A 17,722-nucleotide genomic window follows, 5' to 3' on the forward strand; every position below is an offset into this window, starting at 1 on the left:
CGGCGAGGATCAACCCTGAGCCAATACCGCGCGGGCGGATGCCAACATCGGCTCGTCCACCATCTGACCCTCAAAGCTGAAGGCCCCATGCCCGGCCTGGGCCGCTTCGGCGGCGGCTTGCAGCAGTGCCTGAGCGCGTTCACGCTGAGCCTCACTGACGCCAAACAGTTCGTTGCTCAGCGTCACTTGGGCCGGGTGAATACAGAGCTTGCCCCCGTAGCCCAGGCTGCGGCCCTGCGTAGCGTCCGCCCGGAAGCGGGGCTCGTCGTTCAGCACTGTGACCACGATGTCCAGCGCGTGCGTACCGGTCAGCCGGGCAGCCAGGGCCACCTGCGAGCGGGCGTAGAGCACCTCGGTATTGTCCGGCGTGCGGACGCCGCCCAGGTCGGTGATGTAGTCTTCTGCACCGAAATAGGCCCAGGGTACACCCGCCTCGCCCAGAATTTCGCGGGCATTCCAGACCCCCGCGCCGGTTTCCAGGCCGGCCAGGATCGGCAGGTCCAGGCTCTGTTGCCTCAATGCGTCACGGGTCAGCGTCACGTCGGCGGCGGATTCCAGCTTGGGGACCACCACTCCGGCCAGACCAGTGTGCAGAACCGCCAGATCGTCCTGAAAAAAGGGCGAATGCACCGAGTTGACCCGCACAAAGACGGCCAGCTCTGGGTGCTCCCCAGCCAGCGTTTCGCTGCCCTCACCGGCGATAGGCCGGGCGTACGCTTTGGCCTGGGCCGTGGCGGGCACGGCGTCTTCCAGGTCAATGACGACCGCGTCAGGAGCGGAGCGGGGCAGTTTGGCAATCAGGTCGGCGCGGCCTGCTGGGGCGAACAGCACCGAGCGGGGCCGGGGCAGGGCGGCGGTTGGGTTGGCGGTCATGGGGAACATTGTAGGGAAGAAGGCGGGGGGAGACAGGCTGTGACGACTCCTGCTACTCCTCCTGCCCACGCCCAGAGTTCTACGGAGCCTTCACACCCCAAACTCCTGGTAGCCCAGTGGCACTTCCAGCTGCACAGCTCCAAGTCCTTCCAGCGTGGCAGCCAGGGCGACCAGGCGGGTGTCGTCTCCGGCGCGGGCGGCAAATTGCAGGCCCACTGGGAGGCGCTGGCCGTCCAGCTCTTCGAATCCGGCGGGCACGTTCAGCGCGGGGATTCCGGCCAGGTTGACGGCCACGGTGTTCACGTCGGCGGCGTACATGGCCAGCGGATCGCCGCTGCGCTCGCCCAGGCGGAAGGCCGGAAAGGGGCTGGTGGGCATCAGCAGCACATCGAAGCGCTCAAAGGCCTGCGTGAACTCGTCCGCGATCAGGCGGCGGACTTGCAGGGCCTTGGTGTAGTACCGCTCCGAGTAGCCGCTGCTCAGGATAAAGGTGCCCAGCATGATGCGCTTTTGGACCTCAGCGCCCAGGAACGTTTCACGGCTCTGGATCATCGTCTCGGTGGCGCCGCCCTCACCCGTACGGCGGGCGTAGTGCATTCCGTCAAAACGTGACAGGTTGGAGCTGGCCTCGGCCATCGCGATGACGTAATAGGTGGCCACTGCGTTGTCGAGGTGCGGCAGGCTGGTTTCCTCAACCTCGGCGCCTGCGGTTTCCAGAGTGGTTTGCATCGCTTCCAGCGCGCTGAGAACGCCAAGAGTGGCTCCACGTTTTCCCTGAGTAACCAGGCCCACCCGCAGACCTGCCAGGTCCAGTGGCTCAGCGCTGAAATCGGCGGAAGTCTGCAGGCTGGTGGCGTCCAGCGGGTCTTGGCCCGACATCACGCCCATCATCAGCGCCAGGTCGGCAGCACTCAGGGCGAAAGGAGCCACCGTATCCAGGCTGCTGGCATAGGCAACCAGTCCGGAGCGCGAAATGCGGCCATAGGTCGGCTTGAGGCCGTAGACGCCACAGAGGGCCGCTGGCTGACGGACCGAGCCGCCAGTGTCACTGCCCACCGTGAGTGGAGCCAGCCGGGCAGCGATGGCGGCGGCGCTCCCGCCTGAGCTGCCGCCGGGCACGCGGCCCTCACCCCAGGGATTGAGTGTGGGGCCAAAGGCGCTGTTCTCGGTGCTGGACCCCATGGCAAATTCGTCCAGGTTGGCCTTGGCCACGATCACGGCTCCGGCGTCCATCAGTCGCTGCACGGCGGTGGCGGTGTAGGGGGAGCGGTACTCGGCCAGCATCCCACTGGCGCAGGAAGTCACGGTGCCGCGTAGATTGAGGTTGTCCTTGATGATGACCGGCACGCCAGCGAGCGGCAGCGCTTCACCACTTCCGAGGCGACCTTCTAGGGCTTGCAGCTGTTCACTGGGGTCCACTTCGCTCAGCACGGCGTTCAGGGAAGAAGCGGCTCGGATGCGGGCTAGGGCCTCGTTGGCAGGTTGCGTCATGGGCAGGCCACCACTCCGGACGGCCTGAGCGATGGATACGGCAGGAGAGGGCAGGCTGGACATGACGCCCAGTGTATCTGTCAGGCGTCCTCTTGGCGCTTCTTTAGCTCCGCAGCAGTTCTGCGAAGTCGCTGCCTTCCAGTGGCGGCAGTTCGTCCAGCGATCCCAGTCCGAATTCCAGCAGGAACTTCTGGGTCGTGCCGTACAGCAGCGGCTGACCCACTGCGTCGCTGCGGCCCGTGACCCGTACCAGTTCACGTTCTTGCAGGGTGACCAGAGTAGAAGCACTGCCGCCACGCATGGCCTCAATTTCGGCGCGGGTCACGGGCTGCCGGTAAGCAATCACAGCCAGCACTTCCAGCGCGGCATGACTGAGGGGTGGCAGCGGCGGCGGTGCCAGCAGCGGCGCCAGTTGTGCGCCCAGCTCAGGTGGTACGTACAATCGGTACCCACCGGCCACCCGCTCCACGGCCAGGCCCAGTTCACCGAAGCGGCGCCCTACCTCACTCATGACCCGGATCACACCGTCTTCACTGAGATGGGTCAGTTCGGTCAGCTCTTTGAGGCGTACGGGCCGGCCAGCTGCCAGCAGCGCGGCACTGATGAGATGCAGGGGAGTCGGGGCTTCGCTGGACATGTCGGCCCATCATCATAGCCGCTGACCAATCGGCCCCTGCGCTGAAGAAGTTAGAGACCGGCTCCAACAATCTTCAGTTCCTCCAGGCCATGGCCCTGCAAGTGTTCGCGTAAGGCCTCTGCCCTCAGCGGCCCAGCCCGCAGCACTTCCAGCTGACCTGGTTGCACCCGCAGCACGGTACTGGCCTGTCCGCTGGGAGCATGACCCCCGTCAGGCACGACATAGTCGGCCAGCCCCAGGGCTCTCGCCTCAGCTTCGGTCCGGGCGGTTGGCTCGCCGCTGCGGTTCAGACTGCTGGTGATGAGCCGTCCGCCATTCGCCTGTAGCAGGGCCTGGGCAGCAGGATGCGCTGGAACCCTGAGCCCCACCCAGCCATCAGGCGCCAGCTTAGTGGGTACGTCTGCTGCAGCCTGCACCACCAGTGTCAGTGGACCAGGCCACAGCTCTGATAATTGGCGCAGCAGCTCCGGCTCGGCAGCCCAGGCCAGTGCCAGTTCCGCTGAGGCGCAGGACACCTGAAAAGCATGACCCTCAGCGCGTCCTTTGATTCGCCGTAGGGTATTCCACCCAGCCAGGGTGGCTGGCGCGGCCAAACCCCAGACTGTTTCAGTGGGAAAGGCGGCAGTTTTATCTGGTCCCAGGATGGGAGGAGGGATAATCATTCGGGTATCACCCCCATACATGAGCGGGCAGTGAAGTGGACAAAGACAAGCACACCCGACATTGTAAGGTTCCCGAAGCTGAGAGTTTTCTATACTTTTGTTATGGGTGTATTTCAGTACAGGGTCCGCGACGGCTCAGGCAAGATTCTGACGTCACAGATGGAGGCAGACAATATTGCGCAGGTGCGTGAGGCGCTGCGGTCACGCAAGCTTTTTATTCTCGACATCAAAGAGCCTGCAACTGGCCTAAATGCCGATATCAACATTCCAGGCTTGCAGCGCCCACCAGATCTGAAGACGGTGGCGCTGTTTAGCCGTCAGATGGCGACCCTGATCAATGCTGGTGTACCGCTGGTGCAATCACTGAACATCATGCAAAAGCAGATTGAACACAAGGCCTTTCAGGAGATGGTCCGTAAAATCCGAATTGATGTTGAAGGTGGTTTGCCACTCAGCGAGTCAATGGCCAAGCACCCTAAGGCTCATAACTTGCACCTTGCATAGCTGAGCGAATAGCCGTGCTGGTGCAGGAATTCTTGCTCTTTTTGAAGTTGGTTCAGCAGGTGGTTGAGCCTGACTTCGGGGAACAAGGTGTAGAGAGCCAAGCGTGCAGCTTCCTTCAAGGTCATGTCCTCTGAGCGGTGCAGTGTGGTCAGGGTGAACGCCAGGAAGACCATCAGAATCCAGCGGTCCAGGCCCTGGCAGTTCGCAACGCGAACTGCGCCAACCCAAACTGATGCTTCCCCTCCTTAAAAAGGATTCCAGCGCCCAGCGCCGCCTACCTTCGGCCAGGATGTCATCCCCCTCCAGCAGCTCGGACGACACCGCGAAGAATTCGCGGTCCCCACGGTCGATCCTCCCCAGAGACAGCGTTTCCAGTGGCCAATTGGCGAGGTTGACATACCCTCCGTGCGGACAATCCGCCACCGTCACCCGCCCAGGATGATCCGTGCGTCGGTTGCTCCGCACACCCACCACAAACTCGAAACCTAGACGCTGCACACCGTCCAGAAAGACAGCGGATTCGAATCCGCTGTCCGCCAGTACGCAGACCTGAAAGCGTTTCCCCACGAATTCTGGCACCTCTTCCAGCAAGTCGAGGGCCAGCGTGACCGGGGTGCTGGTGTGCTTGCCCTGGTAAACCCGGTAAGAAATGGGGAATTTCAGTTCCCCATATTCGGCGAACAAGACCACCAGATGGATGCCGTGCCTGCCGTTGTAGACGCTGACATAGGGCAGCTGAGTTCCCACCTTTTCCACCGTGGTCAAGTCCACGCTGAGACGCAGACGAGGTCTGCGTTTGTGGCGGGCTGCATCCAGCAGGATGCGCCACTGGAAATCCTGCATCTCTTCCCAGCAACGGTCTGAATCCCAGTCATAGATGTTGAAGAAACGGCTCAGTGCGCTGGGACTGACTCCCTCAGCCTGGCTGAACTTGGTCTTCTGGCCTGGACTGTGGAAGAGGTGCAGCGAAGCTTGCAAGCTTCGCTGCTGGTACAGCGTCTCTGGAATCCCCAGAACCTGCTGTGCGAGAATACGGGCGCGCTCCCCTGAAACCTGTTTGTTCACACTTCCAGAATTTCAGCTCTGGGAGCGCTTTCTGTCTACCTATACAGGTGCAAGTTATGAGTAAGGCCTTCAATCGCCTCTACCTGAACCTGGTCCGTGCCGGGGAAACTTCCGGTACGCTGGAATTGATCCTGGACCGTATCGCTGAGTTTCAGGAAAAAGATTTGGCCTTGCGCGGCAAGGTGAAAAAGGCACTCACTTATCCCACCATCGTGCTGGTGTTTGCCCTGCTGATCACCTGGGGACTGATCCGCTTCGTGGTTCCAACTTTCGGGGACATCCTGACCTCCATGAACGCCGAACTGCCGATCATCACTCGCCTGCTTATGGCCATGTCGGACTTTTTGCAGAGCTATACCTGGGTCATTGTGCTGATTCTGGGCATCCTGTACGCCGCCTACCGTTGGTACTACGGAACCCCGCAGGGACGACGAGTCATTGACCAGATCAAGCTCAAGATGCCACTGCTGGGGCCGCTGACCCGCAAGGGAGCCATCGCGTCCTTTAGCCGGACGCTGGGCCTGCTGCTCAGCAGCGGTGTAAACATCATCGAATCGCTGGATATCACCAAAGGCACGGCCAACAACGCCATTGTCGAAGAGGCCATCGAAAACGGTAAAAACGTGGTGACGGTTGGTGAACCGCTGAGTGGCAGCCTGGCCGCCAGTCCAGTGTTCCCGCCGATGGTCACCAGCATGGTCGCCATCGGGGAGGAAACCGGCGCACTGGACGACATGCTCGAAAAAGTGGCCGACTTTTATGACCGCGAAGTCGAAGAAGCTGTGGACAGTCTCACGGCCGCCATCGAGCCGATCATGATCGTCGCGCTGGGGGGCATCGTGCTGTTTATCGTACTGGGGATGTTCACCCCGATGTTCTCGATCATCAACACCCTGAGTGCCTGAGCTTTAGCCTCAAAGTGCTGGAGACACAGTTAGGAGCGGGAGTCAGTCGTGGCTCTCGCTTCTTTTTTCTGCTGCCAGATGGGTGTTGCTCTGGGGGAGGCTTTACCGCCTCACCCCAGGCCATTTCATCTTTCTTACTTTTTGCTCTAAACCTTCACAGATTGCACTAGGATGGAGTCAGCACTGAGCAGACTGGCCTGACCAGATCGTTGCCAGTCAGCCGGAGTCCTTATGCCCTTTTTGCCCAATAAACTTGCTTTTGCTGCTTGGTCGAACACCCCTGACTTGGCTGCTGTCTGGAGAAGGTTTGTTTAGGCGAGCCGCCGGTCACAGCGGTTCTGCGGAGGTGCGGGCTTTTGGGCTGACGGATACTGGTAAGCGTCGGCGGGGGCATCCCAACCAGGACCGGATTTTGCAAGCGGATTTGCTGCAGGGCCAGGTCTTTGCAGTGGCCGACGGGATGGGCGGGCATGTGGCCGGTGACCTGGCAGCGCGGCTGGCCCTGGACACTTATCTAGAGCGGCTGGAGCAGGGCCGTGAACCACTGGACCAGCGCACCATTCACGCTGCTGAAGCGGCCAACCGAGCCGTCGTAGAGCGCGCCGTCGGTGAGCTCCTCGGGATGGGGACCACCTTACTGAGCGCCGTCATCGTGCCTGGCGCTGTCTACCTGACCCATGTCGGTGACTCGCGGGCCTATTTGCTGCGTCAATCACGGCTGTACCGCCTGACCGATGATCATTCCTGGGTATCGGACCAGTTACGGGCAGGCGAACTCAGCGCCGAAGAGGCCCAGGCCCACCGCTGGCGCAATGTGGTCAGCAATGCGCTGGGCGGCGAGGCTACTTTGCGTCTGGAATTGTTGGGGCTGGAACTGCAGCAGGGGGACCGTCTGCTGCTGTGTACCGATGGTCTCTATGGTCCGGTGAGTGATGAGAAGCTCCTGGCGCTGCTGGAACTTCCCCGCTCGCCTGAGCGAGTGGCCCAGACCCTGATTGCTCAGGCCAATCAGGCGGGTGGTCCCGACAATATTTCGGCGGTCGTGATTGACGTGGTGCAGCCGGGTGGGCGTCCCCCCGCACACTTGCCAGGGCGCAAAGTTCAGGGCCCGGTCCCGGCACAGCAGCTGCTAAGCGAGTTGCGCCAGGGTCAGCCGGCCAACTATCTCATGTTGGGCATGGTCTATCTGATTTTTTTGACCCTGGCCCTGATGCCGGCTCACCGGGCCGTGGTGGCACTGATTGGACTGGTCCTGCTTGCCATGATGCTCAATTACAGTCGGCGCCTGGCCAGGTCTGCGCTGGTCGCTCCGATTCTGCGCCCCGAAGCCTGCACTGGATGTGCTGCGGCAAGTAGCGGTCCACCCTGGCGCGGGCAGCAGATTGTGGATTTTTAGAGCATTTGTCCCCAGTGCAGACTTGATGCGGAACCTCAGGCCAAACCTGTAGCGATCTAGATTCGCGTGCACTCTGAGGGCTTGGCAATGAGCGGCTGGATATAGTGGAGGCCATGAAACAGGAAGTCAAGACGGATCAGGCACCGGCAGCGATCGGGGCATACAGCCAAGCTGTGGTGATGGGCAATCTGGTGATGACCAGCGGCCAGATCGCACTGAATGCACAGGGCGAGTGGGTAGGCGGTGACGCCCGTGCCCAGACCAAACAGGTGATGGAGAACCTGGGCGCCGTGCTGCGGGCTGCCGGAACCGATTACGACCGTGTGGTCAAAACCACCATTTTCGTGGCCAACATGGATGACTTTGCGGAGATCAACGAAGTGTATTCCGGCTACTTTGAGCGTCCCTATCCCTCGCGCTCATTGGTGCAGGTGGCCCGCTTGCCCAAAGACGCCCTGGTCGAGATTGAGGCTGTGGCCGAGCTGCACTGACCTTGATTTCAGCCAAGAAGAGCCTCTTGGGACGTTTGTGGCAGTGCCGACCCAGCTGATCGGCGATGTGGCGAGATTTGCTGTGGGAGTCTGCCCGCTCTCCAATGCCCCAACCAGACCGAGGGCAAAGCGGCCAGTGGCCAGAGCGGCAGGATGTACAGGGCCGCCGTCCCGAGCAGCAAAAGGGCCAGCAGTCCGCCGACGGGTCCTACGGCATCCGCTCCTATCAAAAGGCTGGGCAGACTGATCAGCAGGCTCAGGATTTGCAAGACGACCAGGATGGTGCACCAGGTGTTGAAGGGCTCAGCAGCGGGCTTCAACACCTGGGCAGTCTCCTGAAGGCGTGCGGTTGCCTGTGCCAGAAATTGCCGCAGGGCGGTCAGGAGCAGATCAAACCAGATCGCATAGACAGCGCCATACACGAGCAGCATGACGCTGATCAGGCCGAGGCCCATGGCCGTATCTAATTGCGCGGTCAGGACTCCGATCAGCATGGCCCGGAGGCTGAGAGTGCCCTGGGCAAAAGTTGAGCAGTGGCTTAATTGTGGACTTTAGCCTCGGCGGGTAACGCCATCTGTAGTCATCAGTGGACCGTAGAGCTCCGGCCTGCGGTCGCGGAAAAAGCCCATGCCAGCACGGAACTTCCGGGCCTCGGCCAGATCCAGGGTCTGCATCAGGAAACCCTCTTCCGCCTCATCCAGCTCGCCCACGATGGCTCCGGTGTAATCCGCGACAAATGAGTGGCCGTAATAGGTCTGTTCGGTGCCTTCCACGACTTCGGTGCCCACTCGGTTGCATGACCCTACATAGGTACTGTTGCTCACCGCGTGGCCCTGCATGGCCCGCTGCCACATGTGATGACTGTTGGGGCTTTCCACCTCGGCGGGTTCGGTCCCGATAGCGGTGGGATACAGCAAAAAGTCAGCGCCCAGCAGCATCATGGCGCGGGCCGTTTCGGGGTACCACTGGTCCCAGCAGATGCCCACACCTACGCGCCCAAAGCGGGTGTCCCAGACTTTGAAGCCGGTGTCGCCAGGGTTGAAGTAGTACTTCTCCTCGTAGCCAGGGCCGTCGGGGATGTGAGTCTTGCGGTAATTGCCCAGTACCTCGCCGTCCGCGTCAATACACACCAGCGAGTTGTAGTAGGCCTGACCGGCTGCCTCGAAGTAACTGAGCGGCAGGACCACTCCTAGTTCTCTGGCGAGCGCCTGAAAGCGGGGAATAAAAGGGTGGCCTTCAACCGGATGGGCCAGCCCGAAGTAGTCCTCACGCTCGGCCTGGCAGAAATACAGGTTCTCGAACAGCTCGGGCAGCAAGATCACCTGCGCCCCGGCCTGAGCCGCGTCACGCACATGGCCCTCAGCGCGGGTCAGGTTATCTTCCATCTGATCGGTCATGTGCATCTGAATCACAGCCAGCTGTACGGTGTCGGGAGTGCCTTGGCGGGTCATGGGGCCATTGTAGAGAAATTGGTCCAGCGGGCGGCGTGAGGATCGACCATTACGCCCGCAAATGGAGGAGAGCCTTTACCACAGAGCCGCCTTCTATGTTTATCTTTACGTGGCGCAGAAGGTGGAAAGAAGCAGGCGGAAGTGAGAAGCCTTGCCTCCTTCTGCCTCCTGGTTACAGGATCCGCAGGCCCAGCAGGCTGGCAGCCATCGCCACCATCACTTCAGCCGTCTTGTTCTTGTCGTCTAGAATGGGGTTGACTTCCACGATGTCCAGGCTGGTCACCCGACCCGACTCGCACAGCAGTTCCATCAGCAGGTGGCCTTCGCGGTAGCTGAGGCCGCCGGGAATGGGCGTGCCGGTGCCGGGGGTCACGCTGGGGTCCAGGGCGTCGGCGTCGTAGGATACATGCAGGCGGTCCACCCCTGAGAGGTACTCCAGGGCCTCTTCGGCAATCCGGGTCATGCCCAGCTGATCCACGTCCTTCATGGTGTAGATCTTGATGCCGTGTTCGCGGACCAGCGCCGCTTCTTTGGGGTCCACGCTGCGAATGCCGATCATCACGATGTCGCGGGGGTCCAGGCGCCAGTCGCCCGCCAGCGAGGCCAGATCTGCGTCGCCCAGGCCGCACAGCTGCGCCACCGGCATGCCGTGAATGTTGCCACTGGGGCTGATCTCCGGGGTATTGAAATCGGTGTGGGCATCCACCCAGATCAGGCCCATACGGTGACCCTCGGCACTCCCGCGCAGGGCGTTGCCGGCCACGGTGCCTATCGCAATCGAGTGGTCCCCGCCGATGGTAATGGGGAATACGCCGTCTGGTAATCCGCGCAGACGCTCTACAGTGGCGCGGCCAGCCTCCAGGATAGGGTCACGGAAATCCAGGCCACTGCCGGAAAATTTGTCAATGGTTTCGGGCAGGGCCACGGGCACATCCCCCAGGTCCTTCACCTGATGACCCAGTTCGCACAGACGTTGGCAGAGCTGGGCGTTACGCAGGGCGGAGGGGCCCATGTCTACACCACGCCGCCCTGCCCCCAGGTCCATGGGAATACCGAGGATATTGATGTTCATGAGCTTCAGCCTAGCGCGGCCACTGCCCTATACCACGGCTCTGCAACTTTATAGGGGCGGATGTCCTGGGATTGGCGGCCTGTGCTCTGCTGCCGAACAGCAGATATTGGCCCCTAGCCCCCGAGCTCATACCGCGCTGCTGGATGAAAATACGTAGCGTAGTTTGTTCAAGGTTGCGTCAGCATCACTTCACAATGCCATGACAGGGGGGTGTCATACTTGTCAAGGTTATGCAAGACCCAATGGTCCAAACTGATGAAGCTGGATCATAAAGCGGTATACGCTGCTCCGAATATTCAATTTCCGGAAGAGGGCAGCGCGTATCTGATCCGAGGGAGACGTCCACCTCGCTTCCGGCATGGGAGCCACAAAACGGACGTACGAGCGGGCCAAAGTTGGCAGCAGACGGGTTCAAGCCCTGTCACCCGCCCCAAAGAGAAGAAGTCCTCAGCGTTCGCTGGGGGCTTTTTCCTTGTGCCTATATGGTGTCACAGGCCCTGACTTTTAGGCGACCCTGCCGAGCCACTATGCTAGGCACCGTGAGCCTGCCATCTGCCCTCATGCCTACTGCCGCCCTGAAGGAATTTCAAGAGGCTGTCGGGGAAGCGCCGCCTGAGCACCCAACCCTGCCCAGCCCGGAGCTGCTGGCCTTCCGCGCCGGGTTGCTGCGCGAGGAGTGGCAGGAAGTAGAGGAGGAACTGGAGGTGCTGGCACAGCGGTTGGATGGAGCTTCAGAAGGAGCTTCAGAAACCGACCCAGCCACTGCCCTGGCGCCACTGGCCCACGAGCTGACCGACCTGCTTTATGTCGCCTACGGCACCCTGACCCAGCTGGGTGTGGATGCCGAAGCGACCTTTGCTGCCGTACACGCTGCCAACATGCAGAAGATGGGTGGCCCGGTCCGTGAAGATGGCAAGTTGCTCAAGCCTGCCGGGTGGCAGCCCGCCGATATCCGCGCCGTGCTGGAGCGGCAATTGCAGGAAGGCTGACCCTGGCTACTCTAGTCCGGCGAGGTGTTCACTTAGGGCCAGCTCGGCGTTTACCACTGCGCCCCCCTGGTACGTGAGCCGTGAAAAAGCGGCGTTGGCATGATTGAAGCGGCGGGTGGGCCAGACCGTCTGATAATCCTCGTCCAGCAGCCGGGTCAGCAGCGCGAAGATGGTCAGCTGGTGCGCCACCACCACCGCCGTTTCGCCGGGGCCAGGCAGATGGGCTTGCAGGTAGCCGTAGGCCCGTGCGACCACGTCGTGCCCACATTCCCCGCCGGGGCATACGAACGAAGGATCGCCGCCCCGGAAGCGCCAGTAGTCGTCAGGGAACTGCTCCTCAATGCCGGAAATGCTCTGCTGATCCCAAGATCCGAACTCTATTTCGCGCAGCGCGGCGTCGGTGTGGAGTGTCCCGCCCAGCCGCTCTTGCACGGCCTGAGCAGTCTGGATGGCGCGGGGCAGATCGCTGGAATAGATCGCGGGTTTTCGCACCCCATCGGTGTAGAGCTGCGCGGCCAGGGCCTGTGCCTGAGCGCGGCCCAACTCGTCCAGTGGGGTCTGGGTCTGTCCCTGAAAGCGTCCTGCGGCATTCAGGGCGGTGCGGCCATGCCGGGCCAGAATCAGTGTGCCGGATTCGGTCATGCGGGCAAGTATGACAAATTGCCCGGTGAGTGGATGCGATTCACGGAGGGCGCCCCCTGCGAATGGAGGCCGCTTACGAAAACGGCACTGGCCTGCCACCGCGCCACATCGTGTTACAGCCGAATCAGGCGCGGGTCTGGGGCCACCTCACAGGTGGCAGGAGTCAAGTCGAACCAGCCCAGTGGACGCAGGCTCAGGCCGCACTGCTCCACGTACAGCCGGGCGTAATGCTCGGCATAACGCTCGAACAGTTGGCGGTGATACTCGTCCAATCCGGCCGTATTCAGGCTGACCTTGTTGTAGCGGCCAGCAGCGCAGTGCCCGAACTCGTGCGCGGCGACTTCCACCAGACGGCCGCGCGACAGGGCCGGGTCAATGTCAATCACGCACTGTGCGGTGTTGCCCAGGGTGATGGCTGTCCCGGCATAGCGCGGTGTGGTGTGATTCTCCGGCTGGTGTCCCAGGGTGGTCAGTACCCCGCCCAGCGAGCCGGGAGTCACCCAGCGCCAGTGCGCGGTCACGCCATGCACCGAGGTGGTCCACTGCGCCTGGTCACGGTGTGGCGAAACGATGGTGCAGCTGCTGAGCAACGGGAGCAGGGCTGGCAGCAGCAGACGCACGGGAGAAGGCATGACCCCAGTATGGCCGGTCCCCCGTCAGCGTAGAGTGACGGCCATGTCTGCTGCCCTACGCCGCTGCTGGCCGGCCTTGGTGCTGGTTGCCTCATTGGGGACCGGGTTGGCCGTGCCCTATCTGTTCCGCCCGCCGCTCATCATCGGGCAGGACGCGGTCAGTGGCCCTGCGAGCCGGGACGCTGCTGTCACATTGGAGCAGTCGCCGGTCCCCTTCATTCACATTCGTCCTGCTCGGCAGGAGGCCAAGACCCTGCTGATCTTTTATCCTGGCGGGCTGGTGCGGCCCCAGGCCTATGAGTGGCTGGGGCGTGCGCTGGCCGCTGAGGGTATAGAAACCGCCATTCCCGTCTTTCCGCTAGACCTGGCTGTGATGGGTGCGGACCGTGCTGGCCCCATCGCCGAAAAGCTGGGGGCGGGCAAACGGGTCATTCTGGCCGGGCATTCTCTCGGCGGGGCGATGGCTGCGCAGTATGCCGGGCAGCACCCGGACAAGGTGGCTGGCCTGATCCTGCTGGCCGCCTACCCGCCAGACAACACCGATCTGAGCCAGGCGCCTTTTGCGGTCCTGAGCGTGACTGCCGAGCATGACGGTGTGCTCAGCCGGGCCAACTGGCAGGCGGCGCAGGCCCGCTTGCCTGAGCACACTGCGGTCAGTCTGGACGGGGTGGTACATGCGTTCTTCGGACGTTATGGGCCGCAGCGGGGTGATGGCCAGCCCACAGTGAGCCGCGCTCAGGCCGAGGCGCAGTTGTTGGAGGCCGTGCGGCATTGGCTGGCAGAGCCGCGTCCCTGATGGGCATTGAGCGCCGTTCCTCCCGCACATGAAGAAACAGCCGAGGCTCTGACCAGCAGAGACCCAAGGTCCACTTTCCCGCCGTCCAGAACCGGAAGGTAGCCTGAACATGGACATTCATCCTGACCATCCACTAAACTTTGAACCGAGTCAAAAATTCTTCGCCCCGATTCCGACGCTCAGGCGTCACAGGAGGTTTCATGCAGGCCAACCCTTATCTTCCTATTCGCAAAGTTGCCGTGATCGGTGCAGGCGTGATGGGCGCCGCCATCGCCGCGCAGCTGGCCAACGCTGGTGTGCCGGTACGTCTGCTGGACATCGTGCTGCCGGACAAGGATGACCGCAATTTCCTGGCCAAGCAGGGCATCGAGAAGGCGCTCAAGGCCCGCCCTGCCGCCTTCATGTCCAAAAAGAACGCCGCACTGATTACTCCTGGCAACCTCGAAGACAACCTGGGCGACGTGGGGGACTGCGACTGGGTCATTGAAGCGGTGCTGGAAAAGCTGGATGTGAAACGCGACCTCTGGGAGAAGGTGGAGAAGGTCGCCAAGAAGACCGCCATCATCTCCAGTAACTCCAGCGGGATTCCGATGGCCATGCAGCTGGAAGGCCGCAGCGACGACTTCAAGGCCCGCTTCGTCGGGGCACACTTTTTCAACCCGCCGCGCTACCTGCACCTGTTGGAACTGATTCCGACCGCCGCCACCAGGGGCGAAGTGCTGGACGCTCTGCGCGAGTTCGGGCAGAAGGTCGTCGGTAAGGGCATCGTGATCGCCAACGACGTGCCGGGCTTTGTGGCCAACCGGATCGGTGTGTACGGCATCGTGCGGGCACTGCGGCACATGGACGAGGCGGGCCTGACCCCCGCACAGGTGGATGCGCTGACCGGGCCAGTGGCAGGCCGCGCCAAGAGTGCGACCTTCCGCACCGCCGACCTCTCAGGTCTGGACATCATCAGCCACGTGGCGGCTGACCTGCAGAAATACAGCGGCGACGACGAGGACTTTACCCTGCCTGACTACTTCAGTGACATGGTGGGACGCGGCATCCTGGGCGACAAGTCCGGCAGTGGCTTCTTCAAGAAGACCAAGGACGAGAATGGCAAAACCGTCATTCTGGGCCTGGACCTGAAGACCGGCGAATACACCGCTGAAGGCAAGGCCAAGAGCGCGCTGGCAGAAGGGCTCAAGGGCAAGCCACTGGCCGCCCGCTTAGAAGGGCTGTATACCGCCGAAGGGCCGGAGGGTGACTTTATGCGCGCCAGCCTGAACGACGGCTTCTGGTACGCCGCCAAGATGGCCGGGTATGTCTCGGACAGCCTGGCCGATATTGACAATGCGCTGAAATGGGGCTTCGGCTGGGAAGTTGGGCCCTTTGAAACGATGGACCTGTTGGGCGTGCAGCGCGTGATTGCCAACCTTGAGCAGAGTGGTAAGACGCTGCCCCCGCTGCTCCAAAAGATGAAGGATTCCGGCGCTGAGCGCTTCTACGGTGAGGGCGAAATCACCACGCCGACTGGCGAGAAGACTGCTTTCCAGGCCCCCTACCTGATCCTGACCGACCTGAAAAAAGATGCCACCAAGGTCATCAAGAAGAAGGCCGGCGCCAGTCTGCTGGATATCGGGGATGGGGTGCTGCTGGTGGAGTGGCACGCCAAGATGAACGCGCTGGGCGAGGACCAGCTGCGGATGGTTCAGGAAGCCCACAAGCAGGTGCAGGCGCTGGGCTACGCCGGCCTGGTGGTCGCCAACCAGGGCGAGAACTTCAGCGCCGGGGCCAACCTGCCTGCCATTCTCAGCATGGCGCAGGACGACGACTGGGACGAGATGGACGCCACCATCCGCGAGTTCCAGAACACCACCACCAGCCTGCGCTTCAGCCCCCACCCCTGCGTGGTGGCTCCGCATAACCTGGCGCTGGGCGGGGGCTGCGAATTCACCCTGCACGCCGACCACGTGACCGCCAGCGCCGAGCTGTATATGGGTCTGGTGGAGGTAGGCGTGGGCCTGATTCCCGGCGGCGGCGGCACCAAGGAAATGCTGCTGCGCTTTACCGACGGGCTGCAACCCGGCCAGCCGCTGCTGCCGGCCGTGCAGCGCGCCTTCGAGCTGATCGGCACCGCCAAGGTGAGCACCAGCGCCCTGGAAGCCAGAGAACTGGGCCTGCTGCGTGAGAGCGACACGGTCGTGATGAACCCCAACCTGCGGATTGAGGAAGCCAAGCGCCACGTGCTGGCCCTGGCCCCCGGCTACGTGCAGCCGCAGATGCGCCAGGACATCCCCGTGATGGGCGAGGACGCCGTGGCCGCCGTCAAGAGCGCCGTATACGGCATGCGCCAGGCCGGCTACATCACTGATTACGACGTGGTGGTCAGCGAACAGCTGGCCCGCGTGCTGAGCGGCGGCGTGGGCCGCAACCGGGGCCAACGGGTATCCGAGCAGCACCTGCTGGACCTGGAACGCGAGGCCTTCCTCACCCTGGCCGGCAAGAAGGGCACCCAGCAGCGGATTGGGCACATGCTCAAGACGGGCAAGCCGCTCAGGAACTGACGGGCACCGGGCGCCCAGTCGCAATGGCTGCGGTGCCCCACGTCATCTTTCCTACCGCTGGACCCCATGACCCCTAGACTGCGCCAAAGGACACCATGAACATCCGACAGCATTTCCGCCTCCAGAATCTGCCCCGCACCCTTGCGGTAGCCTTTGCTGCTTACCTTGCCGCCATCTTCCTTGGAGCGTTGGTCGGCGCCGAGGTGCTGCTGCGCTCCAAGTCCCGCTGGATCAAGGGGACGTTCATGGTGGTGGGCCGCCGGGGTGAGAATGTCGTCCTGCCGCCCCTGCCTGAAAGCCTCAGCCGGGACGTGCTGGGGGTGGTGCCGCTCAACCCGGTGCGCGGTCACGCGCTGGTCGGACCAGTGGAACGGCGCAGTCCTTACGTGGAGCGCCCAGTCCTGGAGGAGCGCGGGGTCATCCAAAGCGGCTGGATCGCTTGGGTGTCGTCCTTCGTGTACAACGGCACGCCTGCCCAGCTGGACGTGGAGTACGAAAATGTCGTGGTGCACACCGACATAGGTGATCTGCCCGCCTGGCACATTCCTGCCGAATCAGGCGAGCGCGACCTGATCGTGATTCAGATTCACGGGCACGGCGGGCAGCGTTCGCAGAGCCTGCGGGTGCTGAAATCGCTTCAGCGCACCGGGGCCGCGCAGCTGTATGTCACCTTTCGCAACGCCTTTGACGCGCCCCGTGTGGGCAAAGGCTACCTGTCCCTGGGCGATGTGGAAGCCGAAGACGTACTTTCGGCGCTGGAATGGGCGCGGGACAATGGCTACCGCCAGGCCGTGCTGATGGGCTACTCCATGGGCGGCAACATCGCCCTGAGCGCCCTGCGGCCCGGCTTTACGCCGCACCCCATTCCAGTTCGCGGTGTAGTGCTGGACTCCCCGGCGCTGGAGTGGCGTGACATTCTGCGCCGTCAGGCCCGCCGGGGTGGCCTGCCGCAAGTGGTCGCCAAGCCGGTGGGCCGGATGATCGAAAAGATCGTCACCCGCCGCAGTGGGCAGAACTTCAGCAGCGTGGACCAACTGGCTGCCGCGCCCCGCTTCGATGTGCCGATCCTACTGTTCCACAGCCCCAGCGACAAAACCGTGCCCTTTTGGCAGGCCAAAGCCCTGGCCGGAGCCCGCCCGGACCTGGTGGAACTGCATGCCGTAGAAGGCGCACGCCATATCCGCTGCTGGAACATCGATCCAGAGCGGTATGAGGCGGCGCTGGAAGCGTTTATCCAGCGGGTGAAAGCGTGAATGTCCCAGCTACCTTCGAACTGGTTCAGTGGTGGGATGCCCCGCCAGAAGAGCCGCGTTTCATTGCCGCTGAGCTGGACGGACAGCGCTATGAACTGAGGAAAATAGAACTTTTTCGAGATGGCACAGTGATGCGGTTGATGTCAGAGCGAGACTTGGCAGAAGTGCCCTGGCCCCCACTGGCCGAACTGGCCGCCGACGAAGACGAAGTGTTTCTTTCCACCCTGCTCACGGCGGAAGAATTTGAAACTCTGTGGGCAGACCCAAGCCTGCAACGCTGTGAAGAAATCCGGCACGGGCCCTTAGCCCCTTAA

Annotated in this window: 16 protein-coding genes and 3 pseudogenes; 9 read left to right on the forward strand and 10 right to left on the reverse strand. The window is 62.4% G+C overall.

The window, feature by feature from the left end; all coding sequences use genetic code 11:
- Positions 1–9: 9 nt before the first annotated feature.
- From LMT64_RS00635 to LMT64_RS00650, 4 genes are all read right to left on the reverse strand, one after another.
- A complete protein-coding gene (locus LMT64_RS00635; RefSeq protein WP_229253252.1) occupies positions 10–873 on the reverse strand; it encodes an HpcH/HpaI aldolase/citrate lyase family protein in 864 nt (287 codons plus the stop codon).
- 90 nt (positions 874–963) lie between these two features.
- Entirely contained in the window at positions 964–2,427 is a 1,464-nt protein-coding gene (gene gatA / locus LMT64_RS00640; protein WP_126353267.1) for an Asp-tRNA(Asn)/Glu-tRNA(Gln) amidotransferase subunit GatA, read from the reverse strand.
- A gap of 40 nt (positions 2,428–2,467) precedes the next feature.
- A complete protein-coding gene (gene scpB / locus LMT64_RS00645) occupies positions 2,468–3,001 on the reverse strand; it encodes an SMC-Scp complex subunit ScpB (protein WP_126353265.1) in 534 nt (177 codons plus the stop codon).
- 50 nt (positions 3,002–3,051) lie between these two features.
- The gene (locus LMT64_RS00650) at positions 3,052–3,663 is read right to left on the reverse strand and encodes an L-threonylcarbamoyladenylate synthase (protein ID WP_170166059.1); all 612 of its coding nucleotides are present in this window, start codon (positions 3,661–3,663) and stop codon (positions 3,052–3,054) included.
- Positions 3,664–3,765: 102 nt separating this feature from the next.
- Between LMT64_RS00650 and LMT64_RS00655 the strand changes: the two are divergent.
- A pseudogene (locus LMT64_RS00655) lies at positions 3,766–4,152 on the forward strand (type II secretion system F family protein); the annotation flags it as partial.
- Here the strand turns inward: LMT64_RS00655 and LMT64_RS00660 are convergent.
- Positions 4,146–5,232, reverse strand: a pseudogene (locus LMT64_RS00660) (transposase). The pseudogenes LMT64_RS00655 and LMT64_RS00660 overlap by 7 nt on opposite strands.
- Before the next feature lie 62 nt (positions 5,233–5,294).
- Here LMT64_RS00660 and LMT64_RS00665 point away from each other — a divergent pair.
- The 3 genes and pseudogenes from LMT64_RS00665 to LMT64_RS00675 form a co-directional block, all read left to right on the forward strand.
- Positions 5,295–6,137 (forward strand): annotated as a pseudogene (locus LMT64_RS00665) (type II secretion system F family protein); the annotation flags it as partial.
- A 307-nt stretch (positions 6,138–6,444) separates the two neighbouring features.
- Positions 6,445–7,533 (forward strand): PP2C family protein-serine/threonine phosphatase, encoded by a 1,089-nt coding sequence (locus tag LMT64_RS00670; protein ID WP_229253253.1) that lies wholly within the window; start codon positions 6,445–6,447, stop codon positions 7,531–7,533.
- Between the two features lie 113 nt (positions 7,534–7,646).
- Complete coding sequence (locus LMT64_RS00675) at positions 7,647–8,024, forward strand: RidA family protein (protein WP_126352856.1); 378 nt, start codon at positions 7,647–7,649, stop codon at positions 8,022–8,024.
- An 8-nt stretch (positions 8,025–8,032) separates the two neighbouring features.
- On the opposite strand, the gene LMT64_RS00680 is transcribed toward LMT64_RS00675, so the two are convergent.
- The 3 genes from LMT64_RS00680 to rocF form a co-directional block, all read right to left on the reverse strand.
- Entirely contained in the window at positions 8,033–8,518 is a 486-nt protein-coding gene (locus LMT64_RS00680; protein ID WP_126352857.1) for a hypothetical protein, read from the reverse strand.
- 57 nt (positions 8,519–8,575) lie between these two features.
- The gene (aguB, locus tag LMT64_RS00685; protein ID WP_126352859.1) at positions 8,576–9,475 is read right to left on the reverse strand and encodes an N-carbamoylputrescine amidase; all 900 of its coding nucleotides are present in this window, start codon (positions 9,473–9,475) and stop codon (positions 8,576–8,578) included.
- A 172-nt stretch (positions 9,476–9,647) separates the two neighbouring features.
- Entirely contained in the window at positions 9,648–10,547 is a 900-nt protein-coding gene (gene rocF / locus LMT64_RS00690; protein WP_126352860.1) for an arginase, read from the reverse strand.
- 539 nt (positions 10,548–11,086) lie between these two features.
- On the opposite strand from rocF, the gene LMT64_RS00695 reads away from it, so the two are divergent.
- Complete coding sequence (locus LMT64_RS00695) at positions 11,087–11,536, forward strand: pyrophosphohydrolase domain-containing protein (protein ID WP_324295863.1); 450 nt, start codon at positions 11,087–11,089, stop codon at positions 11,534–11,536.
- 6 nt (positions 11,537–11,542) lie between these two features.
- Here LMT64_RS00695 and LMT64_RS00700 read toward each other — a convergent pair whose 3' ends face one another.
- Positions 11,543–12,178, reverse strand: a complete 636-nt coding sequence (locus tag LMT64_RS00700; protein ID WP_126352862.1) for a histidine phosphatase family protein — start codon at positions 12,176–12,178, stop codon at positions 11,543–11,545.
- A gap of 113 nt (positions 12,179–12,291) precedes the next feature.
- A complete protein-coding gene (locus LMT64_RS00705; RefSeq protein WP_126352864.1) occupies positions 12,292–12,810 on the reverse strand; it encodes a hypothetical protein in 519 nt (172 codons plus the stop codon).
- A 43-nt stretch (positions 12,811–12,853) separates the two neighbouring features.
- Between LMT64_RS00705 and LMT64_RS00710 the strand changes: the two genes are divergently transcribed.
- The 4 genes from LMT64_RS00710 (at position 12,854) to LMT64_RS00725 (ending at position 17,722) form a co-directional block, all read left to right on the forward strand.
- A complete protein-coding gene (locus LMT64_RS00710; RefSeq protein WP_126352866.1) occupies positions 12,854–13,606 on the forward strand; it encodes an alpha/beta fold hydrolase in 753 nt (250 codons plus the stop codon).
- A gap of 200 nt (positions 13,607–13,806) precedes the next feature.
- Positions 13,807–16,155 (forward strand): 3-hydroxyacyl-CoA dehydrogenase/enoyl-CoA hydratase family protein, encoded by a 2,349-nt coding sequence (locus LMT64_RS00715; RefSeq protein ID WP_126352868.1) that lies wholly within the window; start codon positions 13,807–13,809, stop codon positions 16,153–16,155.
- A 95-nt stretch (positions 16,156–16,250) separates the two neighbouring features.
- Complete coding sequence (locus LMT64_RS00720) at positions 16,251–17,408, forward strand: alpha/beta hydrolase (RefSeq protein WP_229253254.1); 1,158 nt, start codon at positions 16,251–16,253, stop codon at positions 17,406–17,408.
- Positions 17,405–17,722 carry a DUF6881 domain-containing protein gene (locus LMT64_RS00725; RefSeq protein WP_126352872.1) on the forward strand — a complete coding sequence of 106 codons (318 nt, stop codon included), beginning with the start codon at positions 17,405–17,407 and terminating at the stop codon, positions 17,720–17,722. Before LMT64_RS00720 ends, LMT64_RS00725 begins: the two co-directional genes overlap by 4 nt.

It is taken from the genome of Deinococcus radiophilus, from assembly GCF_020889625.1.
Lineage (GTDB): Bacteria > Deinococcota > Deinococci > Deinococcales > Deinococcaceae > Deinococcus > Deinococcus radiophilus.